Origin of the sequence: Mesorhizobium sp. RCC_202, from assembly GCF_041355295.1 — a bacterium.
Lineage (GTDB): Bacteria > Pseudomonadota > Alphaproteobacteria > Rhizobiales > Rhizobiaceae > Mesorhizobium.
On the sequence record NZ_JBFUPO010000010.1, the window covers coordinates 205,787 to 227,003 of the forward strand.

The 21,217-nt window shown below is 63.8% G+C and carries 24 protein-coding genes; 8 read left to right on the forward strand and 16 right to left on the reverse strand.

The genetic code is table 11. From position 1 onward, the window contains the following. The first annotated feature begins 39 nt into the window (after positions 1-39). The gene (coaBC, locus tag AB6802_RS23055) at positions 40-1,512 is read left to right on the forward strand and encodes a bifunctional phosphopantothenoylcysteine decarboxylase/phosphopantothenate--cysteine ligase CoaBC (RefSeq protein WP_371012483.1); all 1,473 of its coding nucleotides are present in this window, start codon (positions 40-42) and stop codon (positions 1,510-1,512) included. Positions 1,513-1,522: 10 nt separating this feature from the next. Here coaBC and AB6802_RS23060 read toward each other — a convergent pair whose 3' ends face one another. Further along, the gene (locus AB6802_RS23060; RefSeq protein ID WP_371012484.1) at positions 1,523-1,888 is read right to left on the reverse strand and encodes a VOC family protein; all 366 of its coding nucleotides are present in this window, start codon (positions 1,886-1,888) and stop codon (positions 1,523-1,525) included. A gap of 118 nt (positions 1,889-2,006) precedes the next feature. Continuing rightward, entirely contained in the window at positions 2,007-3,338 is a 1,332-nt protein-coding gene (locus AB6802_RS23065; RefSeq protein WP_371012485.1) for an aspartate aminotransferase family protein, read from the reverse strand. 197 nt (positions 3,339-3,535) lie between these two features. Between AB6802_RS23065 and AB6802_RS23070 the strand changes: the two genes are divergently transcribed. Next, positions 3,536-4,384, forward strand: coding sequence for a LysR family transcriptional regulator (locus AB6802_RS23070; protein WP_371012486.1), 849 nt, complete (start codon positions 3,536-3,538; stop codon positions 4,382-4,384). 21 nt (positions 4,385-4,405) lie between these two features. Here the strand turns inward: AB6802_RS23070 and AB6802_RS23075 are convergent, their stop codons facing one another. The 9 genes from AB6802_RS23075 to AB6802_RS23115 form a co-directional block, all read right to left on the reverse strand. Further along, positions 4,406-5,845: an MFS transporter gene (locus AB6802_RS23075; protein WP_371012487.1), complete on the reverse strand. Its 1,440-nt coding sequence runs from the start codon at positions 5,843-5,845 to the stop codon at positions 4,406-4,408. 255 nt (positions 5,846-6,100) lie between these two features. Further along, complete coding sequence (locus tag AB6802_RS23080) at positions 6,101-6,583, reverse strand: DUF992 domain-containing protein (RefSeq protein WP_371012488.1); 483 nt, start codon at positions 6,581-6,583, stop codon at positions 6,101-6,103. A gap of 92 nt (positions 6,584-6,675) precedes the next feature. Next, the gene (locus AB6802_RS23085) at positions 6,676-7,149 is read right to left on the reverse strand and encodes a DUF992 domain-containing protein (RefSeq protein ID WP_371012489.1); all 474 of its coding nucleotides are present in this window, start codon (positions 7,147-7,149) and stop codon (positions 6,676-6,678) included. A 159-nt stretch (positions 7,150-7,308) separates the two neighbouring features. After that, positions 7,309-7,887: a DUF4274 domain-containing protein gene (locus tag AB6802_RS23090; protein ID WP_371012490.1), complete on the reverse strand. Its 579-nt coding sequence runs from the start codon at positions 7,885-7,887 to the stop codon at positions 7,309-7,311. A 143-nt stretch (positions 7,888-8,030) separates the two neighbouring features. Continuing rightward, a complete protein-coding gene (locus AB6802_RS23095; RefSeq protein WP_371012491.1) occupies positions 8,031-8,882 on the reverse strand; it encodes a tetratricopeptide repeat protein in 852 nt (283 codons plus the stop codon). A gap of 133 nt (positions 8,883-9,015) precedes the next feature. Then, positions 9,016-9,285 (reverse strand): 30S ribosomal protein S21, encoded by a 270-nt coding sequence (gene rpsU, locus AB6802_RS23100; RefSeq protein ID WP_371012492.1) that lies wholly within the window; start codon positions 9,283-9,285, stop codon positions 9,016-9,018. 180 nt (positions 9,286-9,465) lie between these two features. Continuing rightward, positions 9,466-9,852: an SET domain-containing protein gene (locus AB6802_RS23105; protein ID WP_371012493.1), complete on the reverse strand. Its 387-nt coding sequence runs from the start codon at positions 9,850-9,852 to the stop codon at positions 9,466-9,468. A 129-nt stretch (positions 9,853-9,981) separates the two neighbouring features. Further along, the gene (locus AB6802_RS23110; RefSeq protein WP_371012494.1) at positions 9,982-10,740 is read right to left on the reverse strand and encodes an SDR family oxidoreductase; all 759 of its coding nucleotides are present in this window, start codon (positions 10,738-10,740) and stop codon (positions 9,982-9,984) included. Positions 10,741-10,946: 206 nt separating this feature from the next. Next, complete coding sequence (locus tag AB6802_RS23115) at positions 10,947-11,315, reverse strand: YrdB family protein (protein ID WP_371012495.1); 369 nt, start codon at positions 11,313-11,315, stop codon at positions 10,947-10,949. Between the two features lie 206 nt (positions 11,316-11,521). On the opposite strand from AB6802_RS23115, the gene AB6802_RS23120 reads away from it, so the two are divergent. The 6 genes from AB6802_RS23120 to AB6802_RS23145 all read left to right on the forward strand — a co-directional run bounded on the left by AB6802_RS23120 (position 11,522) and on the right by AB6802_RS23145 (position 17,381). Then, positions 11,522-12,775, forward strand: coding sequence for a sarcosine oxidase subunit beta (locus AB6802_RS23120; protein WP_371012496.1), 1,254 nt, complete (start codon positions 11,522-11,524; stop codon positions 12,773-12,775). Then, on the forward strand, positions 12,775-13,197 hold the full coding sequence (locus tag AB6802_RS23125) for a hypothetical protein (RefSeq protein ID WP_371012497.1): 423 nt from the start codon (positions 12,775-12,777) through the stop codon (positions 13,195-13,197). Before AB6802_RS23120 ends, AB6802_RS23125 begins: the two co-directional genes overlap by 1 nt. 10 nt (positions 13,198-13,207) lie before the next feature. Next, entirely contained in the window at positions 13,208-13,504 is a 297-nt protein-coding gene (locus AB6802_RS23130) for a sarcosine oxidase subunit delta (RefSeq protein WP_371012498.1), read from the forward strand. Then, positions 13,501-16,494 (forward strand): sarcosine oxidase subunit alpha, encoded by a 2,994-nt coding sequence (locus tag AB6802_RS23135; protein WP_371012499.1) that lies wholly within the window; start codon positions 13,501-13,503, stop codon positions 16,492-16,494. The genes AB6802_RS23130 and AB6802_RS23135 overlap by 4 nt, the downstream gene beginning before the upstream one ends. Beyond that, positions 16,487-17,071 carry a sarcosine oxidase subunit gamma gene (locus AB6802_RS23140; protein ID WP_371012500.1) on the forward strand — a complete coding sequence of 195 codons (585 nt, stop codon included), beginning with the start codon at positions 16,487-16,489 and terminating at the stop codon, positions 17,069-17,071. Before AB6802_RS23135 ends, AB6802_RS23140 begins: the two co-directional genes overlap by 8 nt. A gap of 85 nt (positions 17,072-17,156) precedes the next feature. Continuing rightward, positions 17,157-17,381: a hypothetical protein gene (locus tag AB6802_RS23145; RefSeq protein ID WP_371012501.1), complete on the forward strand. Its 225-nt coding sequence runs from the start codon at positions 17,157-17,159 to the stop codon at positions 17,379-17,381. A gap of 86 nt (positions 17,382-17,467) precedes the next feature. On the opposite strand, the gene AB6802_RS23150 is transcribed toward AB6802_RS23145, so the two are convergent. The 5 genes from AB6802_RS23150 to AB6802_RS23170 form a co-directional block, all read right to left on the reverse strand. After that, positions 17,468-17,698, reverse strand: coding sequence for a DUF680 domain-containing protein (locus AB6802_RS23150; protein ID WP_371012502.1), 231 nt, complete (start codon positions 17,696-17,698; stop codon positions 17,468-17,470). Between the two features lie 215 nt (positions 17,699-17,913). Next, positions 17,914-18,558 carry a TetR/AcrR family transcriptional regulator gene (locus AB6802_RS23155; protein WP_371012503.1) on the reverse strand — a complete coding sequence of 215 codons (645 nt, stop codon included), beginning with the start codon at positions 18,556-18,558 and terminating at the stop codon, positions 17,914-17,916. A gap of 165 nt (positions 18,559-18,723) precedes the next feature. After that, positions 18,724-19,500, reverse strand: coding sequence for an SDR family NAD(P)-dependent oxidoreductase (locus tag AB6802_RS23160; protein WP_371012504.1), 777 nt, complete (start codon positions 19,498-19,500; stop codon positions 18,724-18,726). 116 nt (positions 19,501-19,616) lie between these two features. Further along, on the reverse strand, positions 19,617-20,672 hold the full coding sequence (locus AB6802_RS23165) for a phosphotransferase family protein (protein WP_371012505.1): 1,056 nt from the start codon (positions 20,670-20,672) through the stop codon (positions 19,617-19,619). Beyond that, on the reverse strand, positions 20,669-21,154 hold the full coding sequence (locus AB6802_RS23170; RefSeq protein WP_371012559.1) for a MaoC family dehydratase: 486 nt from the start codon (positions 21,152-21,154) through the stop codon (positions 20,669-20,671). Before AB6802_RS23170 ends, AB6802_RS23165 begins: the two co-directional genes overlap by 4 nt. Positions 21,155-21,217 lie beyond the last annotated feature (63 nt).

The window sequence follows — 21,217 nt, forward strand, 5'->3', positions numbered from 1 at the left end:
CTATCATTGCACTCGCGATGACCGAACGAGTGCAATCACATGGCAAGCATCACCATCCGCAATCTCGACGATGACGTGAAGGACCTGTTGAGGCAACTGGCGGCCGAAAATGGCTGCTCGATGGAGGAGCAGGCGCGGCTGATGATCCGGGCAGCGGTCGAAGGCCGGGCCGGCCAAGCCGACCGCATCGACCAGATCGAGAAGACGCTGCGCGCGCTGGCCGATACGAGCCGCCCGGTGACCCCGGCGGTCGCCGTTTCGGCCAAGCCATCGCCGCGTGGTTCGCTGGCGGGCAAGCGCATCCTGCTCATCATCGGGGGCGGTATCGCCGCCTATAAGGCGCTCGACCTCATCCGCCGCCTGCGCGAGCGCGGTGCGGCGGTGCGCGTGGTGATGACGGCTGCCGCGCGGGAGTTCGTCACCACGCTGTCGGTCGGCGCGCTGTCGGCGGATCACGTCTTCACCGAGCTGTTCGACCGCAAGGACGAGCACGATGTCGGCCACATCAGGCTATCACGCGAGGCAGACCTTCTGGTCGTCGCGCCGGCCACCGCCGATTTGATGGCGAAGCTCGCCAACGGCCATGCCAACGATCTCGCCTCGACGGTGCTTCTGGCCACCGACAAGAAGGTGCTGATGGCGCCCGCCATGAACCCGAAAATGTGGGCGCATGCAGCGACGCGCCGCAACAGGGCAACGCTGCAGAAGGACGGCATTGCCTTTGTCGGCCCCGCCAGGGGCGAGATGGCCGAGAGCAACGAGGCCGGCGAAGGTCGCATGGCCGAGCCGCTGGAGATCGTCGCTGCGGTCGAGGCAATGCTCGACGAAAGGCCGAAGCCGCTTGCCGGCCGCAGGATCATAATCACCTCGGGGCCGACGCACGAGCCGATCGACCCCGTGCGCTACATCGCCAACCGTTCGTCCGGCAAGCAGGGCCATGCGATCGCGGCCGCACTTGCGAAACTCGGCGCGGATGTGCGGCTCGTTTCCGGTCCGGTGACCATTCCTGATCCGGTAGGGGTGATGGCCACGCATGTCGAAACCGCCGCGCAGATGAAGGAAGCGGTCGAGAGCCTGTTGCCGGCGGATGCCGCCGTCTTCGTCGCCGCGGTGGCTGACTGGCGCACGGCCGATGCCGCCGGCGAAAAGATCAAAAAGGTGGCGGGCGAGGGGCCGCCTTCGCTCAAGATGGTCGAGAATCCTGATATCCTCGCCGGCATCGGCCATCACGCTCGGCGCCCGGGTCTCGTCGTCGGTTTCGCCGCCGAGACGCAGGATTTGATCGGCAATGCCGAGGCAAAGCTGAAGAAGAAGGGCGCCGACTTCATCGTCGCCAACGATGTCTCGCATGAGAGCGGCATCGGGCCGTCCGGCGTGATGGGCGGCGACCGCAACAAGGTGCGTATCGTCTCCAGGGCCGGCGTCGAGGAATGGCCTGAGATGGGCAAGGACGAGGTGGCGGCACGTCTCGCCGCGCTCATTGCCGAGCGGCTGCAGTCCATCGTCGTCTGAGCGCCGCGGCTCAGCCTTCCTCGAAGAGTTCGATGCAGTTGCCGGAAGGATCCTGGATGACGAGTTGCGAGCCGCCGGGGCCAGTTCGCAACGGCACGCGTATCTTGCAACCGGCAGCTTCGATCGCCGGCAAGCGGGATTTCAGATCCTCGGTGATCAGCACTATCCGGTTCCAGCCTCCAGACGAAGGTGTCTCCCCCTCGGCCGTCGGTTGCGAGGCCGACGAGCGGGGACCGGCGAGCCACAATGTCAGCGACCCGTGCCTGACGATGGCCATTGCGGGCCCGTATTGCGCAATGAGCTCGAACTCCAGGACATCCCGGTAAAAAGCAATTGCTTCCTGAACATCGTGGACAAAGTAGCGTACAGCAGACATCGGCTCATCCCTCGCTGCGGGGTTTTCCCCACACTAGCCAATCCTACTGCGAGCGGCAGTATCCAGTTGTTGAAAAAAGCATGCGCCCAGCGCGTCTGGCGCGCCGACGCCATCGCCTTCATTCGGCGGCGATACCCGGAACGCCGGTGTTCGCGGCAAGGCCGGCTTCGATCGAGTCGGAAATGATCCGCAAACCGAGATCCAGTTCATCTTCGGAGATGGTCAGCGGTGGCGCTATGCGGAAGACACCGCCCATGCCGGGAAGCTTGACGATGTTCATGCTCAGCCCGCGCCGGAACGCCTCGGCGGCAATCGCAGCGCCCAGCTGGTGATCGGGAACCTTGCCGTCCTTGACGATCTCGACGCCGAGCAGAAGCCCGCGACCGCGCACGTCGCCGACGCAGCCGTAGCGCTGCTTCAGCCGCGACAGGCCATCGGACAATCGCGCGCCGAGATGCCGGGCGCGATCGACCAGCTTTTCTTCTTCCACGACATCGAGCACGGCAAGCCCAACGGCCGCCGGCAGCGGGTCGGAGACATGCGTGGTGTAAAACAGGAAGCCCTTCTCATGCGCTTCTTCCTCGATTTCCGCCGTGGTCATGACGGCCGACAGCGGCAGCCCGGCGCCGATGGTCTTCGAGAGGGTGAGGATATCCGGGGTGACGCCGTCCCTCTGGAAGGCGAACATATGTCCGGTCCGGCCAATGCCGGTCTGCGCCTCGTCGAGAATCAGGAGCATGCCGCGCTCACGGCATTTCTTTTGCAGCGCGGCCAGATAGCCCAGCGGCAGTTCCAGTATGCCGCCGCTGGATAGGATCGGCTCGGCGACAAAAGCCGCCAGGTTTCCCGTCGACTGGCTGTCGACCAGATCGAACGCGTCGTCGAGTTCGGTCTGCCAATCCAGCGAACCGTCGGCGTTCTTGAAACGCGGCCGAAAACTGTTCGGCGCGGGGATGGCCAGCGAGCCGACAGCGGCCGGTCCATAGCCCTTGCGGCCGGCGCTGTAGGTCGCCGAGGCAGCGACCCCGGTCATGCCGTGCCAGCTCTTCGAAAAGGCGACGATCTCGTGCTTGCCGGTCACCAGCTTCGCCATGCGGATCGCGGCTTCGTTGGACTCCGCGCCTGTCGACAACAACAGCACCCGGTCGAGCCCCGGCGCCAGCGCCGCGAGGCGCTCGGCAAGCTCGACCACGGGGCGGGACAGCATGCCGCTGAACAGATGCGCGACCTCACCGACCTGGCGGCTCACCGTCGAAACGATGCGGGGATGGGAATGTCCAAGCAGCGCGCTCATCTGGCCGGAGGTGAAATCGAGGATCGGCCTGTCGTCGGCATCGTAGACGAAGGATCCTGCGGCGCGCTCGATGATCGCCGGCTCGAAGCTGCCGCCATAGCGTATCAGGTGCTTTTGCGCCGCATTCCAAAAGCCGCGATCCAGGTTTTTCGACATCGTCCAGCTCCACCAAAACGTCCAGAGCATTTCACCGTTTCGCTGAAACGGCGAACCGCTCTTTCCCTTGTTTTTACGCAATTCCGGACGGAAAACCGCTCACACTTTTCCTGGAATTGCTCCAGCGGAATAGATACCGGTTGGCGCGGCAGCAGTAAAATTGATAGTAGTCGGATTCCGATATCAATGGATTTGATATGCTTGATCTCAAGCTGCTGTCGACCTTCGTGCGCGCGGCCCACTCCGGCACGCTGAGCGCGGTCGCCGTGCAGGTCGGGCGCACGCAATCGGCGGTGACGATGCAGATCCAGCGGCTGGAGGAAGCACTCGGACAGAGCTTGTTTCACCGCAGCGGCAGCGGCGTGCGGCTGACTGGCAGTGGCGAACGCTTCCTTACCTATGCCGAGCGCATCCTCAAAGTCCACGACGAGGCGATCTCCGCACTTTCCGACAAAGGCCTGCATGGCTCGATCATCTTCGGCAGTCCCGAAGATTACCTCAGCGCGTTCTTTCCCGCGCTCCTGAAGAGTTTCGGCACCAAGTATCGCGATGTCGAGATCAAGGTGGTTTCGGCGCCGACGGTCGAATTGCGCACGCTGCTGCATGCGCGCCAGATCGATCTTGCGCTCGTTTCCACGCCTGATCCGGTCGGGGCGACTGATGTCGTGCGCCGGGAATCTCTGGTCTGGGTGGGCAGCAGGCCAGCCCTGGAACTCTACGATTTCGGCGACACTGTGCCACTGGCCCTATCCGCGTCGAACGCCGTCGACCACAAGGGCGCTTGCGCGGCCATGGCGCGCGCCGGGCTGCGCTACAAGATCGCCTATGCCAGCAACAGCCTTGCCGGGCTGATTGCGGTTGCGCGGTCGGGTCTGGCGATCAGCGTGATGGCCGAGGAGGCGGTGCCGTCCGACCTCCATATTCTGGGCGCTCCGCTTCCACCCTTGCCCGGCCTTGGCATTCTGATCGCCTTCGCCGACACGGATCGATCGCCGGCGGTCGCGACCTTTGCGGATCATATCCGCAGTGTTCTTCCGTCGCTTTGACGGGCGGCATAGGCGTTCGGCCTATGCTCCGGCCGCCAGGCTTGGCCGGTTTGCCGCCGAGAATATCTTCAGCGCCGCCAGACACCCGACTAGGCCGAGCGGCAGGAAGGCGAGGAACAGCCAGCCAGCGACGGTCGCGGCCGCCTCGCGGCTCAGTCCCTCGGAGAAGCCGCTGGCATTGGCGATGATGCCGGCAATAGCCGCACCGACAGCATAGCCGATACGCTGCATGGTCGGCACGGCGGCCGACGCGATGGTCTGTTCGTCGGGCGCTGCAGAGGCGACGATGATGCGGGTGAGGAAGGGCCATGCCACGCCGAAGCCGCCGCCTTGCAGAAGGGCGCAGACCAGGATCAGTGGGATCGATCCGTTGGGGATCGTATAGGCAAAGCCGGCGATCCCGCAGGCAATCATCAGCGCACCGATGACGACAATCGACCGCTCGCGCTCCGGCGGCGCGTTGGCGACGAGGATCGACAGGATCGACCACGAGATCGATTCGGCGGCGATGATGTAGCCGGTGGTGAGCAGCGGGATGTCATGCAGCGTGGTGAGCAGCAGCGGCCCGTAGATGCCGAAGGAGCAGGTCGCCACCGAAAAGGCGGCGATCATCGTCATGCCGTTGCCGATGGGCGAGCGCCAGGAGAACAGGTTCGAGGGGAAGAGCCGCGATCTCGGCTTGAGCGCGTCGACCCGGATGAACAGCACCAGGCCGGCAAGGCCGAGGCAAAGCAGCAGCGATGAGCGAAGCAGTGCGATGTCGACGCCGGCGGTGGCGATTAGCAGTACGCTGATCGCGAGACAGCCGAGCGCGCCATAGGGGAAGGGCGGCGCCGCGCCGCTCGACGCCTGCGGACGCGATGCAGCGGCGGTGTTGAGAACGGTCAAGCTGGCAAGCGCGATGGCGATGCCGCCCAGCGTGAAGATGCCGACGGCCCAGCGCCAGGACAGAAGGTCGACCATGATGGCGCCGATCAGCGGGCCGCTGAAGGCGGCGACGCCCCAGATCGCCGATATCACGCCGAAGAGCTGCGGCCAGATGTTGCGCGCAAAAAGCCGCTCGACCGAGACGAAGGCAAGCGACACGAGCGCGCCGCCGCCAAGGCCTTCGATCAATCGTCCGGCGAGGAACTGGGGCATCGAAAAGGAAAGCGCGCCGATCATTGCGCCGGCCGCATAGATCAAAGCCGCGATCGCCATGTTGTTGCGAAGGGAAATATAGCTGACTAGCCGTCCTGTCGCGGCGCCGGCGGTGATGGCGCCAAGCTCGTAGATGGTCAATGACCAGCCGACGAGCTGCACGCCGTGCAATTCGCCGACCATGGCCGGCATCACCGTTGCGACCATGGTCTCGTTGGTGGCGTAGAGCAGGATGCCCAGATTGATGAAGCAGAAGCGTGCCAGGTCGCCGCTTCCCCACAGCGCCCGCCAGTCGACTTTGCTTCCTGATGATTCAGTCATTCTTGACCCTGCCCTGCATATCTCGATGTCGGCGGATGTCACCAGAAGCCAGTGGGAATTTCCGGCGGTGCCATGCGCGCTGTTTCACTCAGGGCAGGCTTCTAAAACCTCAACCATGGTTTGGTTCAAGAGACTTTTTATCGAGACGTTCGAGATTGGCTGAAAACCTCTCAGCTTCGTCATCCACGGGCGGAGCAGCCGCGAAGCGGCGTCGCGAAGACCCGAGGATGACGAAGGGAGTGCCTCATAGTGCAATCAGTTCGCCGTGCTGCGCAGCTGGAACTGGCTGACGCCGATGGCGATGTTGATGCCGGTTTGCGTCTGGAGGCTGAGCGGCTGCAGCGTGAAGGCCTGCGCGGAACCGCCGACCAGGAGGTTGGCGCCGGCTCCGACGGCGGCCGTCACTTCGGCGCTGGCGCCGACATAATCGCCGGCCAGCGCTCCAGGAGCATAGATGTTGCTAAGCGGCGTCAGCACCAGCCAGCGCATCACGCTCTGGCTGGTGGTGCCGATATCGAGGCCGTATTTGTTGACGGCGCCGAAATAGGCTTCCGGCGCGAAGCTCTTGTCGGCGGGCGTGAAGGTGCAGCTCAGATCCTTGCTCGAGCCGAGGATGAAGCCGGTGCCGCCGCCAATGGCGCAATCGAGGACACCGAGTTCGACGCCGCCATGCTCGGCGATCGCCGGTCCTGTCAGGGCTGCTATGGCAACGAAAGTTGCGACGATGACCTTCGACATCACGTCCCCCAAAAAGCGCACGGCCCGGAAGGACTACATTGTCCCGTTCCGGGCCGCTCGTATAGGGCGGACTGCTTCGGCGAAAGCCAAGTTTATTTGTACGAGTGGACGAGGTCCAGCGAGGCGACCGCAACGGCCAGATTGACGCCGGTCTGCGCCTGGACGCTGAGCGGCTCCAGCATGAAGGCGCCGTCGAGGCCGCCGACTAGAAGGTTGGCGCCGCCGCCGGTCACCACGCTCGCTTCGGCGTTGACGCCATAATAGCTGCCGGCGAGGTCACCTGCTTCGTGATGGCGCGTTGCCGCGAGCACTGCCCAGACAAGCTGACCCTGATGCGTCTGGCCAACATCGACACCGAGCTTGGAGATCATGCCGGTGTACTGTTCCGACGGTCCATGATGATAGGGACGGAAGGTGCAGGCGACACCCTTGTTGGACGTGATGATGTAACCAACGCCGCCATCGATGGTGCAATCGAGCGTGCCAAGCCGAAGCGTGCCGGCGCTGACTGGCGAAGCGAGGACCGTGGCGGCAAGCGCGGCGGCACAGGCAAGGGATTTGATCATTGGAAAGGTCCTTTCGCGAAAATTTTGGCCCCGCTTTTAACGGTCGAGGTGGGGGGAGCGTTCCGCCGAAAACTTGGCACGAACATGGCAAAGGTTAACGCATTGTCATCTTCGGTTAACGCGCAGTGACAATTGCGCAACGGTACTGGATGCGAGCGATCAATGACGCCATAGACGCGCGAGCGCCGAGCGGATCTTGTCGAACGGGCCTTGATCTTCCGGGGGCCCTCGATCCGGCAGCTCGATCAGCACGGAGCCGTGGAATTCCTTGGGATAGCGACGGTAGAAGCCGACATCGTTGACAATCCGCCGACCGCGAAGGGAGCGCTTCATATCCGGATGCGGCTTCAGCGGCGGATTGGCCAGTTCACTTGCCTTCTCGGCCAGCTCTTCGAAATCGTCTTGCGTGAGGTCATCAGCCTCGTAGGCGATTTTCGAACGGGTATAGGCTTTGGCGTTGATGCGCTGCGCGATGAACTTGAGCATGGCCCAGGTCGGATCCCGGCTGGCGTCCACGCCGCCGTTCTCCGCGGCGAGGATGAGATGATAGGCCGGCTGTCCCTTCCAGAACATGGTCAACGCGGTGGCCTTGTCGCATTCGGGCTGGCGCGCGATCCAGAACAGCGGGTCGATGTCCCAATCCCAGTTGAAGTCGAGTACCGCCCGATGCCAATCGTCGGGTGAGGCGTTTTTCAGCCAGGCGATCTGCTCTCGGACGCTGTTTTCGTTCTCATCCATCGCTGAGTCGATCCGGTGTTGCGGATGACCGGGCACCTGCCGGCACACTCGCTACGTTGACACGCAATGGTTGCTTTTTGCCTGCGTCAGCCGCGGCAAATGGAACGATATCCAGACCGGCGCCGTGAAGCACCGGTCGACAATCAGCTGGCGTTGCCGCCGGTCCGCGACAGGCCGTCCTTGGCCGGCTGGTAGTTCGGGTCGAGGTGGACGGCTTCGCGGTAGGATTTGGCCGCCCTGACCTTGTCGCCGCGCTTTTCGTAGATCAGCGCCTGGTTGGCCCAGGCCTCGGCGCTCTTGCCGTCGAGCTTGATGGCCATGTTGAAGTCGGCGAAGGCGTTGTCCTCGTCGCCCGTCGCCAGATAGGAAAGACCGCGGCCGTTATAGGGCTCGGCGGCATCCGGCGCCAGCGAGATGGCCGTCGAGAAGTCCTCGATGGCGAATTTGTGCTGGCCCTGGCTCTGATAGATCAGGCCGCGATTGTGGTAGGCGCGCGCATCCGTGGTGTCGAGTTGGATGGCCTTCTGGAAGTCGTTGAAGGCATCCTGGGTGCGGCCGGCCTTGCGGTAGAGATTGCCGCGGCCGATATAGGCGGCGTCGTAATTGCCGTTGATCTGGATCGAACGGTTGTAGTCGGCCAGCGCTGCTTCCTGATTGCCGAGGAAGCGCTGGATGAGCGCCCGGTTCGAATAGGCCTGGTAGAAATTCGGGTTGAGCTGGATGGCCTGGTTGAAATCCTTGAGCGCCGCCTGGTACTGGCCGCCTCGGCCATAGGCCGAGCCGCGCACATTGTAGCCCTCGGGATCCTGGGGACTGCGCTGGATGACCGCCGACAGCGAGGAGATGTTCTCGCTCGAGCCTTGCGCCTTGTCGATCGAGTTGAACTCGCCGCTTGGGTTCGTCTGGCATGCTGCAAGCGCCAGGCCTGACAACAGGGCTGCCGTCAGGGCGAAGCCGCGAAAAGCGGTTCTGCGCTCCACGGAAAATGCGTTCATCTTTGTCCTCACTGCCGCAGCGCCGTCAGTCCGTTCCCTCTCCGAACCGGCCTCTTATGCATAAACAAAAAGGTGGCGGCGATTCCGCATCGCGCCACCCTCAGTATCCTTCGAAAAGGACGAAAAATAGGCGTTATGAGCGCGGCGGGCGCGATGCGCCGCCGGCAGCACCAGCCGGAGCCGGACGCGGGGTCATCGGCAGCAGGCCTTCGCGCTGAGCGCGCTTGCGGGCCAGCTTGCGGGCGCGGCGCACGGCTTCGGCCTTTTCGCGAGCACGCTTCTCGGACGGCTTCTCGTAGTGTCCGCGCATCTTCATTTCGCGGAAAATACCTTCGCGCTGCATCTTCTTCTTCAGCGCGCGAAGCGCCTGATCAACGTTGTTGTCGCGGACGAGTACCTGCACGGGCAATCCTGTCTTCGGGTTTGATATCGATAGGCATACAGCCATAGCCGCCATGCCTCCGCGGCGGGTTGCACCGCGAATTGTGGGCGGCTGATAGCAGAATCATGCCGCGCTGTCCACCGCTGATTGCTGGAAATTGCGATCAAAAACCCGGGCGCAACAGCCTGCGGTTTTCCAGGGCTATCCGGTCGCCAGATGCAGGCGGGCAAAATCCTCGAAAAACTCGCCATAGTCGCAGGTGATTTCCTCGCCGGCCGCGATGTCGCGGGTGGCGGTGGCGCCGCCATATTGCGAAAAATCGGTGTTCGGCGTTGCCGAATGGTTCATGAAGCGGCCATTGTCGACCTCATAGACTATGAAGCCGGGCTTGTCGGGGCTCGGATAGGCGTAGCGGTCGAGCAATTCCTTCAGAGGCTGCGCCGCCGCCTCGTATTTGTCCATCGGGATCAGACGGTCGAAATCCGGATCGAGGCGCCAGATCGAGGCGCCTTTCCGGATGGGCTCGGCGGCGAACATGCCGACGCCTTCGATTGCGCTCGCGGCCACATAGGTTCGGATCAGCATCATGGTTCCAGGACCTGTCTTGGCAAGAAGCCTGTTTTTGACGGGAAACGGAATCGCCAAATCGCGCCGAAAAATCAAGTCCGGTTCGAGGGCTTTGTCGCTCGCCGGCGCAGACACGGACCGCGAAATGCTTCACGTCCGGTTGATCGATACGCCGCCATCGGCAAACAGCGCCGTGCCGGTGGTGAAACTCGATGCATCCGAAGCAAGGAAAAGCGCCGAGCGGGCGATCTCCTCGGGCTGAGCCATGCGTTTCAAGGCATGCAGGCCTTCGACGAAGGCGCGGGCCTCGGGCGTCGTGGTCGTGGCGCCGGGCGTGTCGGTGCCGCCGGGCAGCAGCGCGTTGACCCTCAGTCCTTGCGGCCCGTATTCGGCTGCCAGCACCTGCGTCAGTCCGATCAGGCCGGCCTTGGCCGCGGCGTAGGCCGCCATGCCCGGCATGCCGGCGGTGTAGCCGACGAAGCTGGAGGTGAAGATCAGCGATCCGCCGCCACGCTCCAGCATTGCTGGGATCTGGTGCTTGGCGGCGAGGTAAGCGCTGGTCAGGTTCGTATCCATCGTCTCGTGCCAGGTCGCCGGAGCCATGTTTGGAACCGGTCCCATCACGCCGACCGCGCCGGCATTGTTGAAGGCGATGTCGAGGCCGCCAAACTTTTCGACGGCTAGTTCGACCAGGGCCTTCGCGTAGGCCTCGTCCCGGACATCACCGGCAAGCGCTACCGCTGTGCCTCCAGCTGCCTCGATTTCATCGACCAACGCGTCGAGCTCCGGCTGGCGTCGCGCCGCGACGATGAGCTTGGCACCTCGCTCGGCGAAGAGCTTGGCGGTGGCGCGGCCAATGCCCGAGCTGGCGCCGGTGACGATGGCGACCTTGTTGACGAGAGAGAACATCCTTGAGCATCCTTGCTTTGAGCCGGCCTTGCCGGCGGTTGGATGCTTGGTCGCAGATCGGCATGGGTGCAGCCACCCGAAAGCTGCGCTCCCGCGACTGTCGATGGCGCGCGCGAGGCAGTGGCTTAGCAATATCCGTTCAGGTCTTGCGGGATGGGACGCACGCCTTTCCACGCTCGACAATCTTCACAAGCAGGCGGCAGCCGCTATTGCTTCAGCAACCAGCTGAGGCGGTCCAGTGAAAACGCGTAGCTGATGGCGATGAGCAGCGCGATGACGATGCTTGTTGTTGTGTGACCAGCGGCATAGAATCCGGAAGCGCCGCCGAACAGGATGACCAGTTCAAGCACCAGCCGCACCGTCCCCGGCACAGGCACAGGCGCGCGGCCTGAACGGCTGGGGTCGTCACGCACGGCGAAGGTCCCCCACAGCGCAGCCGCAATGACCGGCAAGGCGAGTGCGAGGACCCAGCGCGACCATCCGCCGGAGAGGCTCCAGCCGGCGATACCGAGGCCAACCAAAGCCGCGAGTTCCAGCAGGAAGCGCAACGTCAGATTCCACCACGCGTTGCCCATATTATTCATCCTCCGCAGTCTCGCGGTCGCCAGTGTGGCTGAATGCGGCCATGGCTGCCAGCCCGGAAAGGTCTTTCCGACACGGCGCAAAACGGCAAGGGTCGTCGCAAACAGCGCAAGGGTGGCAGCGCGGTTTCGCTAGTGATACACCTCGCGCGCCGGAGGAGACCCGGCCGGATTCCGCGAGATTTGGGCGAGGCTGGAACGTGAAGAAATATTCGGTATTCGCGATTGCCCGCGAGGCCATGCGCGGCCACAAGGGCTGGGAAGAGCAATGGTCCTCGCCCGAGCCGAAGAAGGAATACGACGTCGTCATCGTCGGCGCCGGCGGCCATGGCCTGGCTACCGCCTATTATCTCGCCACGGTGCACGGCATCACCAATGTCGCGGTGTTAGAGAAGGGCTGGCTCGGCGGCGGCAACACCGGCCGCAACACCACCATCATCCGCTCCAACTATCTCTATGACGAAAGCGCGGGCATCTACGACCATGCGCTGAAATTGTGGGACGGGCTCTCCCAGGAGCTCAACTACAACGTCATGTATTCGGCGCGCGGCGTCATGATGCTTTCGCACAATGTGCATGACGTCCAGGTGGCCAAGCGCCATGTCCATGCCAACCGTCTCAATGGCATCGACAATGAATGGCTGACGCCGGAGCAGGCGAAGGCATTCTGCCCGCCGCTCAACATTTCCAAAGATGCCCGCTACCCGGTGATGGGCGCGGCGCTGCAGCGGCGCGGCGGCACGGCGCGTCACGACGCGGTCGCCTGGGGTTATGCGCGCGGCGCTTCGGCACGCGGCGTCCACATCATCCAGAATTGCGAAGTCACCGGCATCAAGCGCGCCGCCAATGGCGCGGTCAGCGGCGTCGAGACGACTCGCGGCTTCATCGGCGCCAAGAAGATCGGCGTGGTGGCCGCCGGCCATTCCTCGGTGATCATGGATATGGCCGGCGTGCGCATGCCGCTGGAAAGCTATCCGCTGCAGGCGCTGGTGTCCGAGCCGATCAAGCCCGTGGTGCCTTGCGTGGTGATGTCGAACACCGTGCACGCCTATATCTCGCAGTCCGACAAGGGCGAACTGGTCATCGGCGCCGGCACCGACCAGTATATCTCCTATTCGCAGACAGGTGGCCTGCACATCCTGCAGCACACGCTCGACGCCATCTGCGAGATGTTCCCGATCTTCACGCGCATGAAGATGCTGCGCTCCTGGGGCGGCATCGTCGATGTCACGCCGGACCGTTCGCCGATCCTGGCCAAGACGCCGGTGCAAGGCCTCTATGTCAATTGCGGCTGGGGCACGGGCGGCTTCAAGGCAACGCCCGGCTCGGGTCACGTGTTTGCGCACACCATCGCGAAGGACGATCCGCATCCGATCAACGCGCCGTTCACGCTCGAGCGCTTCCGCACCGGTCGTCTCATCGACGAAGCGGCCGCGGCGGCGGTGGCGCATTGATGATGACTGAGCTGGCTGTCGCGATGCCGCTGGTGCTCGCCGGCGAACAGGGGATGTTTCACATCCCTTCCGCGCGCGAGGTGCGCATCCAGGAAATCAGCCGCGAGGACCACGAGACGGACTGGCCGTTCTCGATCGATGATGGCGTGCTCACCTGCGTCTGGAGCGGCGGCCAAAAACTGGTGATGTTCTTCGAGAACAGGCCGAAAGACCTGGCGGAGGGCAAGCCCTTCCAGCCGCGCGGCGTCATCGTCACCACCGACCCGGTGCAGCTGACACTCGGCAACATGGCGAACCGCGCTCTGTTCAAATCCTCGGCGAGCGTCGAGGAACGCATGCGGCTTGTCGCGCCCTACGCGGCGCTCGGCCAGCGGCTTTGCGATCAACCGGCCGGCGCTCGCGTCGGCCATGGCGAATTGTAGGATCAACCAGATGCTTCTCATCCGCTGCCCCTATTGCGAGGAAGAGCGCCCGGAGCTCGAATTCCGCAATGCCGGCGAGGCGCATATCGCGCGGTCGGCCAACATTGCCGGCGAGAACGAGGACGATTTCGAGAAATTCTTCTTCATCCGCTCGAACCCGAAGGGCGTCATCTATGAGCGCTGGCGCCACATCCATGGCTGCGCGCGCTTCTTCAACGCGGTGCGCGACACCGTCACCGACAAGTTCGTCATGACCTACAAGGCCGGCGAGCCGAAGCCCGCGAAGCTGCCTGGAGCCTCGAAATGAACGCCGCGTTCCGCATTTCCGGCGCCGGGCGCCTCAGCCAGGCCAAGACCGCGTCGTTCAGCTTCGACGGCAAGTCCTATAGCGGCATCGAAGGCGACACGCTGGCCTCGGCGCTGCTCGCCAATGGCGTGCATCTGGTCGGCCGCTCGTTCAAATACCATCGGCCGCGCGGCTTCCTGTCGGCCGGCGCGGAGGAGCCCAACGCGCTGGTGCAGATCGTGCGCGACGATGCGCGCAAGACGCCCAATGTGCGGGCGACCGTGCAGGAGCTCTATGATGGGCTGACCGCAAATTCGCAGAACCGCTGGCCGTCGCTTGCCTTCGACGTCGGCGCGGTCAACGACCTTGCATCGCCGCTATTTTCGGCCGGCTTCTACTACAAGACCTTCATGTGGCCGAAGTCGGCCTGGAAGAACCTCTACGAGCCGAAGATCCGCGCCGCGGCCGGCCTCGGCGTTTCGCCCGACAAGCCCGATCCGGACCACTATGCCGCGCGCTATGCGCATTGCGAAGTGCTGGTGCTGGGCGGCGGTGCGGCCGGCATTGCCGCAGCCCTTGCCGCAGCTGAAACCGGTGTCAGGGTGATCCTTGCCGACGAGCATGCCGAATTCGGCGGCAGCCTGCGCTTCGAAAGCGGCGCGAAGATCGACGGCGAGAACGGCTATGCCTGGGCTCAGAGCGCTGTCGCCAGGCTGAAGGCCATGGACAATGTGCGCGTGCTGTCGCGCACGACGGCGTTTGGCTACTACGCGCAGAATTTCGTCGGTCTGGTCGAGCGGGTCAGCGACCATGTCAAGAACCCGGGCCGGGAGCTGGCACGTGAACGCCTGTGGCAGGTCCGCGCTGGCAGAGTCGTGATCGCAACCGGCGCCATCGAGCGCCATATGGTGTTCGCCAATAACGATCGTCCGGGCGTCATGCTGGCATCGGCGGCGCGTACCTATCTCAACCACTATGGCGTGGCCGTCGGCAAGAATGTCGGCGTCTACACGGCCAATGATTCCGCCTACGCCGCCGCGATCGATCTCAAGAAGGCTGGCGTCAATGTCGCTGCGATCGTCGACCTGCGCGACAATCCGACCGGCCCCGTGATCGATGAGGCGAGGGCGCTTGGCATCGAGGTTAATTTCGGCCGTGCGGTGATCCGCGCCGGCGGCAAGCTGCGCGTTTCCTCGATGACGGTGCAGCCGAAGAATGGCGGCGGCGAACGCACGATACCCGTCGACGCCATCCTGATGTCGGCCGGCTGGACGCCGTCGGTGCATCTGTTCTCGCAGTCGCGCGGCAAGGTTGCCTTCAACGACGAAACCAAGCGCTTCGTGCCCGGCACCTATGCGCAGGATTGCATCTCGGTCGGCGCCTGCAACGGCACCGACGGGCTGGCCGCCTCGGTCGACGAGGCTTACGCGGCCGGCGCCAAGGCGGCAAAGGATTCCGGCGGCAAGGCCGGCAAGGGCGCCAAGCCGAAGGTCGACGCCGGCGAGAGCTGGTCGCGCGGCATGCTGGGCGCCGCGCCCGGCGCCGGGCCGGACACGACGGTCAAGGCCTTCGTCGATTTCCAGAACGACGTCACCGCCAAGGACATCCGCCAGGCGGTGCATGAAGGCATGCACTCGATCGAGCACGTCAAGCGCTTCACCACCAACGGCATGGCCACCGACCAGGGCAAGACGTCGAACATGCATGGCCTGGCGATCGCCGCCGAGACGCTCGGCAAGCCGATACCGCAGGTTGGACTCACCACGTTCCGCGCGCCCTACACGCCGGTGACCTTCGGCTCGATCGTCGGCCACGCCCGCGGCGCGCTGTTCGACCCGACCCGCCGCACCGCGACGCATGGCTGGGCGGCATCGCAAGGCGCTGTGTTCGAGGATGTCGGCCACTGGAAGCGCGCCTGGTATTTCCCCAAGGCGGGCGAGGACATGCATGCCGCCGTCGACCGCGAATGCGTGACGGTGCGAAAAGTTGGCGGCCTGTTCGACGCTTCGACGCTTGGCAAGATCGAGGTCGTCGGCCCGGATGCGGCCAAGTTCATGGAGCTGCTCTACACCAATCCGTGGGAGAAGCTGGAGACCGGCCGTTGCCGCTACGGCATCATGCTGCGCGAGGACGGCTTCATCTATGATGACGGCGTCGTCGGCAGGCTGGCGCCGGACCGCTTCCATGTCACGACAACGACGGGCGGCGCGCCGCGCGTCATGAACCATATGGAGGATTACCTCCAGACCGAGTTCCCGCACTTGAATGTCTGGCTGACCTCGATCACCGAGCAATGGGCCGTCATCGCCGTGCAGGGCCCCAAGTCGCGCGACATCATCGCGCCGCTGGTCGAAGGCATCGATATGTCGGACGAGGCGCTGCCGCATATGTCGGTGCGCGAGGGCAAGATCTGCGGCGTGCCGACCAGGCTGTTCCGCATGTCCTTCACCGGCGAGCGCGGTTTTGAAGTCAACGTGCCCGCCGACTACGGCGAAGCGGTGTGGGAGGCGCTGTGGGCCGAAGGCCAGAAGCATGGCGCGACCGCTTACGGCACCGAGTCGATGCACGTGCTGCGCGCCGAAAAGGGCTACATCATCGTCGGCCAGGATACTGACGGCACGGTGACGCCGAACGATGCCGGGCTCGACTGGGCGGTCGGCAAGAAGAAGACCGATTTCGTCGGCATTCGCGGCCTGGCCCGCTCGGACCTGGTCGCCAAGGGCCGCAAGCAGCTTGTCGGCTTGAAAACCAAGGACCCGAAGGTGGTGCTGGAAGAAGGCGCGCAGATCGTCGACGATCCAAAGCAGCCGATCCCGATGAAGATGATCGGCCACGTCAGCTCCAGCTACTGGTCGGAGAATTGCGGGCGTTCGATCGCGCTGGCGCTGGTCGCCGGCGGTCGCGACCGCATGGGCGAGACGCTTTACGTGCCGATGCCGAACGGCACGATCGAGGTCGAGGTCACAGGCATGGTGTTCGTCGACGAGAAGGGGGAGCACCTCAATGGCTAAAGCCGCTGCCAAGACTAAAACCACGGCTGCTTCGCCCTCCGTCGAGCGTCGGCCAGCGCTGGCCGGCCGCACGCTGTCGGCACCGGGCGTCAAGGTGGAGATGCTGCCGCCGGCGGAACGCATTTCGCTGCGCGCGCCGCAGGCTTCGCTCGCGGCCCTCTCCAAGGCGCTGGGCGTAACGCTGCCGACGAAGCCGAAGACCTCGGCCACGAAGGCCGGCCGCACGGTGCTGTGGCTCGGCCCGGACGAATGGATGATCATTGACGAGGCCGGCAATGACCCGCTGGCCGACTGCGCCAAGGTGGCGGCGCTGCATTCGGCCGTTGGTATCTCGCATCGCAATGTCGGGATTTCCGTCGTCGGCCCGGCAGCGGCCGTGACGGTCGGTTCGGCCTGCCCGCAGGATCTGTCGCTCGATGCGTTTCCGGTCGGTGCTGCCTCACGCACCATCCTCGGCAAGTCCGAGATCGTGCTGCTGCGTACCGCGCAGGATACGTTCCGGGTGGAGTGCTGGCGTTCCTTCTCGGACTATGTCTTTACTTTGCTATCCGAAGCGGCAAGCGACGCGGCGAACTGAAATGCCCGGCCAGGTTCGAAAGGACCGAGCCGCAGGAACCATCGCCAGCCCGCTTCGTTTGTTCGGCTTGTGAGGGAGACTGACGATGCCACCCAAATCGGCGGAGAAATCGCCTAAGAAGACCGCGGCCGTCCGTTCGCTGGAGCATGAGAGGCATCACGAGGTCGAGGAAGAGGAACTCGAGGAAGGCCTCGAGGATACTTTTCCTGCCAGCGACCCGGTGTCGATCACCAGCACTGCCATTCCCGGCGCGCCGGCCAAACCTGGCAAGGCCAAGGTCGTGCCCGGCAAGAAAACATCCAAGAAATAGCGCTTGGCAAATCGCTCAGCGCGACAGGTAAAACGAAAAGGGCGGCCAAGTGCCGCCCGTTTTCGTTTGAGGTCCGGCGATGAAACTTACAGGCCGGGCACGAACCAGGGGTTCACGTCGATGCCGAGGCGCGGGCCTTTGGTCGTCTGGTTCTTGGCGGCGTCGGCCTTTTCAACCGAGCCGGTCGCGGTGCAATCGAGCGTCACGTTGGCCTGAACGCAGGCGGCCGGCGCATGCTTGACCGGCTGGTTCGAGCCGGCAAAAGCGGCGCCCGAGAAAGCCAGCACGGCGGCGAGGGTGAGAATGGTTTTCTTCATTTTCCGTCTCCAATAAATTTTCGTACATGTACGATGCAATGTACAAATACGGTTAACGGAAACGAAATTCAAGGGGGAAACTGTACGCGTACGACAAATTTTTTGAACGCGGTCAGTTGACGCAATTCCGGACGGAAACCCGTTGACACATTTCCTGGAATTGCCTTGGGGTTCGCTGGCGCGGATCAAGCGATCGCCGCGCAAAGCCGAAGCTATCAGCAGTCGACCGGTGTTTCGGTGAGCGGGGGGATGTCCTGCGTGGACAGTGAGGCCACCATGAAGTTGCACATGCGCTTCACATAGGCCTCCGGGTCACCAAACGGATAGAAAGGAAAGGTGATCAGCAGCGAGATCGTGCCGTGGCCGACAGTCCATAGCATGGTGGCGATGGCGCGCGGATCGCCCTTGAGCTTGCCGGCGGCGACACAGGCTTCGACGCGCTTGATCAGCACCTTCATGGCCGGATTGCCTTCTTCCATCTCCTCATAGCTGCGACCTTCCGGCAGCTTGGTCTTTTCGGTCATGAAGACGGTGCGATACTCATTGGGATTGCCGAGCCCAAAGGCGGCATACTCGGCCATCACCGCCTTGAGCGCCTCGACAGGATCGTTGGCGGGACGCTCCTCGATGCGCCTTGCCAGCGTCTCGAAGGCATCCTCGGCGAGCGCGAACAGGATGTCCTGCTTGTCGGCGAAATAGGAATAGACCGACATCGGCGCGTAGCCGACCCGCTTGGCAAGCTTGCGGATGGTCAGGCCTTCATAGCCTTCTTCCTGAACAAGCTTGTGGGCCGCTACGACCAGTTCGGAACGAAGCTCGGCTTTCTGTTTTTCGCGGCGTTTCTGAACGCTGAGCGCCAATGTCGCCTGCCTTGTTGGTTGGTTGCCTTACGAAATTATATACGCTGTACGGAAACGGACAAGGGCGCAGACCGGTTCCCCACCGTCAGGCAAAGCGCGCCAGGACGAACCACCCGTGCTTTACGATTTGTTCTCTGATCCGCTGTCGCACCAGCGCGACGCGTATCAGATGGCGCCGATACCGCCGTCGAGCGCCAGCGCATGGCCGGTCATGAAGGAATTGGCCGGATCGGCGAGGAACAGCAGGCCGGCGATGATTTCCTCGACCTCGGCCACCCGCTTCATCGGAACGCCGCGCGTCAATTCGGCAAGCGCGTCGGCTTGCGGCGCGCCGGTCGAGCGCACGAAGCCGTCGACCATCGCGGTCCTGGTGTGGGCCGGACAAACGGCGTTGATGCGCAGGCCCTTGCTGGCATACTCGGCCGCGGCCGACTTCGTCAGCCCGACCACGCCATGCTTGGCTGCGGCATAGACGGAAAGCTTCGGCGCGCCGGAAAGACCAGCAACGGAGGCCACGTTGACGATGACGCCGCCCTTGCCGCAGTCCTTGAACTGCCGTTCCATTTGCGGGATCTGGTGCTTCATGGCGTAAAAGACGCCGAGCAGGTCGACCTCGATCACGCGGCGCGCTTCGTCCGGCGTCACCTGCGGCAGGCGCACAAAGCTGTGCACGATGCCGGCGTTGTTGACCGCGATATCGAGCCGGCCGAATTTTTCGACGGCAAGCGTGACCAGGTCCTCCGACAATGTCTCGTCGGCGATGTTGCCGGCAAGGGTAGCTGTCTCCGTGTCGAACATCGCGGCAAAATCCTTAAGCGCCGGCTCGTCGAGATCCGAGAGGACCAGCCGCGCGCCCTCGGCGGCGAAAGCTTTGGCCGCGCCGCTGCCGAGGCCACCGGTCGCGCCGGTGATGAGTACCGTCATCCCGTCGAAACGGCCCATTGGTCGGCTCTCCGCTTTCAGAGCGGTTCACCGTTTCACGGAAACGGCGAACCGCTCTATCTCTTTGTTTACGCAATTCCGGACGGAAAACCGCTCACACTTTTCCTGGAATTGCTCTAGCTCTTGTCGATCAGTTCTACCGCGAGCGCGGCGAGCAGTTTCACCGCTTGGCCGTAGGTCTTGGCTTTTTCCGGGTTTGAGGCGTTACCGTCGAGTGCGCGGCGGTAGACGCCCTGGCAGATCGCCGCCAGGCGGAAGAAGGAAAAGGCCAGGAAGAAGGTCCAGTTGCCGATGCCGGCGATGCCGCGCCGGCGGCAATAGGCTGAGACATAGTCCTCTTCGGACGGCAGGCCGAGCGCCGCGCGGTCGACGCCGCCAAGGCCGCGAAAGCCGGAAGCATGCGGCAGGCGCCACTGCATGCATTGATAGGCCAGATCGGCGAAAGGGTGGCCGAGCGTCGACAGTTCCCAGTCGAGGACCGCAATGACCCTGGGTGCGTCCTTGGCGAACATCATGTTGTCCAGCCGGTAGTCGCCATGCACCAGCGAGACGCGGCCATCATCGGCCGGCATATGGGTTTCCAGCCAGCCGATCAGCCGATCCATGTCGGCGATGCTGTCCGTTTCGGAGGCCCGGTATTGGCTGGTCCAGCGGGCGAACTGGCGCTCGAAATAGCTGCCGGGCTTGCCGAAATCGCCAAGTCCGACGGCCTCGATATCGACATCGTGCAACGCGGCCAGCGTCGCGTTCATGGTGTCGTAGATTGCTGCACGCTCGTCATTGCCCGATGCGTCCGGCAGCGACGGGTCCCAGAAGATGCGCCCGTCCAGGTACTCCATGACGTAGAACCTGCGGCCTATCGGCGAGTCCTCGGCCGAAAGATGCAGCATGCGCGGCACCGGCACCGCGGTGCCGGCAAGCGCCCGCATCACCCGGAATTCGCGATCGACCTGATGCGCGGATTTCAAGAGCTGTCCGGGCGGCTTGGCGCGCAGCACATAGCGGCCGCTGGCGGCGGTCAACAGATAGGTCGGGTTGGATTGTCCGGATTTGAATTTCTCGATCGCGGAAAGCCCGGCGAAACCCGGGACATGCATCTCGAGATAGGGCGTGAGCGCGCCCTGATCGAGCGCAAGCGCCGACTTGTCGAGAGCATTGGCAGCGCCGCTCATGCGGTCTCTGGCTGCCGCTCGATCAGCGTCAGGGTCAGCCAACGCGCCGTCAGCGCCGGCTTTTTCGATCCCTCGATCTCGATGGTCACGTCATGCGCGGTCTGCACCCAGCCGGAGGGCCTCACCTTGACGTCGGCCAGCACGAAGTGCGTGCGGATGCGCGAGCCGGTCTTGACCGGCGACAGGAAGCGCAGCGTGTCGAAACCGTGGTTGACGCCCATCTTGGTGTTTTCGATCGGCGGCATGGTCTCGAAGGTCATCGCCGACAACAGCGACAGCGACAGGAAACCGTGCGCGATGGTGCCGCCGAACGGCGTCTCGCGCGCGGCGCGCTCGGGATCGCAATGGATGAACTGGTGGTCGTCGGTGGCATCGGCGAACTGGTCGATCATGCGCTGCGTCACCGTTCGCCATGGCGAGACCCCGACTTCCTTGCCGACGCTTGCCAGAAGCAGATCCAGACTGATCGGTTCCACGCTGATGTCCTCCCACCCCGCCCGGGTAACAATTCCCGGGCACCTTCAACACCGCCCGGATTTCTTGAG

Bases quoted from the DNA above. Each gene is read 5' to 3' on its own strand.
- coaBC (WP_371012483.1), top strand. From the start codon at position 40: ATGGCAAGCATCACCATCCGCAATCTCGACGATGACGTGAAGGACCTG.
- AB6802_RS23060 (WP_371012484.1), bottom strand. From the start codon at position 1,888: ATGTCTGCTGTACGCTACTTTGTCCACGATGTTCAGGAAGCAATTGCT.
- AB6802_RS23065 (WP_371012485.1), bottom strand. From the start codon at position 3,338: ATGTCGAAAAACCTGGATCGCGGCTTTTGGAATGCGGCGCAAAAGCAC.
- AB6802_RS23070 (WP_371012486.1), top strand. From the start codon at position 3,536: ATGCTTGATCTCAAGCTGCTGTCGACCTTCGTGCGCGCGGCCCACTCC.
- AB6802_RS23075 (WP_371012487.1), bottom strand. From the start codon at position 5,845: ATGACTGAATCATCAGGAAGCAAAGTCGACTGGCGGGCGCTGTGGGGA.
- AB6802_RS23080 (WP_371012488.1), bottom strand. From the start codon at position 6,583: ATGTCGAAGGTCATCGTCGCAACTTTCGTTGCCATAGCAGCCCTGACA.
- AB6802_RS23085 (WP_371012489.1), bottom strand. From the start codon at position 7,149: ATGATCAAATCCCTTGCCTGTGCCGCCGCGCTTGCCGCCACGGTCCTC.
- AB6802_RS23090 (WP_371012490.1), bottom strand. From the start codon at position 7,887: ATGGATGAGAACGAAAACAGCGTCCGAGAGCAGATCGCCTGGCTGAAA.
- AB6802_RS23095 (WP_371012491.1), bottom strand. From the start codon at position 8,882: ATGAACGCATTTTCCGTGGAGCGCAGAACCGCTTTTCGCGGCTTCGCC.
- AB6802_RS23105 (WP_371012493.1), bottom strand. From the start codon at position 9,852: ATGATGCTGATCCGAACCTATGTGGCCGCGAGCGCAATCGAAGGCGTC.
- AB6802_RS23110 (WP_371012494.1), bottom strand. From the start codon at position 10,740: ATGTTCTCTCTCGTCAACAAGGTCGCCATCGTCACCGGCGCCAGCTCG.
- AB6802_RS23115 (WP_371012495.1), bottom strand. From the start codon at position 11,315: ATGGGCAACGCGTGGTGGAATCTGACGTTGCGCTTCCTGCTGGAACTC.
- AB6802_RS23125 (WP_371012497.1), top strand. From the start codon at position 12,775: ATGATGACTGAGCTGGCTGTCGCGATGCCGCTGGTGCTCGCCGGCGAA.
- AB6802_RS23130 (WP_371012498.1), top strand. From the start codon at position 13,208: ATGCTTCTCATCCGCTGCCCCTATTGCGAGGAAGAGCGCCCGGAGCTC.
- AB6802_RS23135 (WP_371012499.1), top strand. From the start codon at position 13,501: ATGAACGCCGCGTTCCGCATTTCCGGCGCCGGGCGCCTCAGCCAGGCC.
- AB6802_RS23140 (WP_371012500.1), top strand. From the start codon at position 16,487: ATGGCTAAAGCCGCTGCCAAGACTAAAACCACGGCTGCTTCGCCCTCC.
- AB6802_RS23145 (WP_371012501.1), top strand. From the start codon at position 17,157: ATGCCACCCAAATCGGCGGAGAAATCGCCTAAGAAGACCGCGGCCGTC.
- AB6802_RS23150 (WP_371012502.1), bottom strand. From the start codon at position 17,698: ATGAAGAAAACCATTCTCACCCTCGCCGCCGTGCTGGCTTTCTCGGGC.
- AB6802_RS23160 (WP_371012504.1), bottom strand. From the start codon at position 19,500: ATGGGCCGTTTCGACGGGATGACGGTACTCATCACCGGCGCGACCGGT.
- AB6802_RS23165 (WP_371012505.1), bottom strand. From the start codon at position 20,672: ATGAGCGGCGCTGCCAATGCTCTCGACAAGTCGGCGCTTGCGCTCGAT.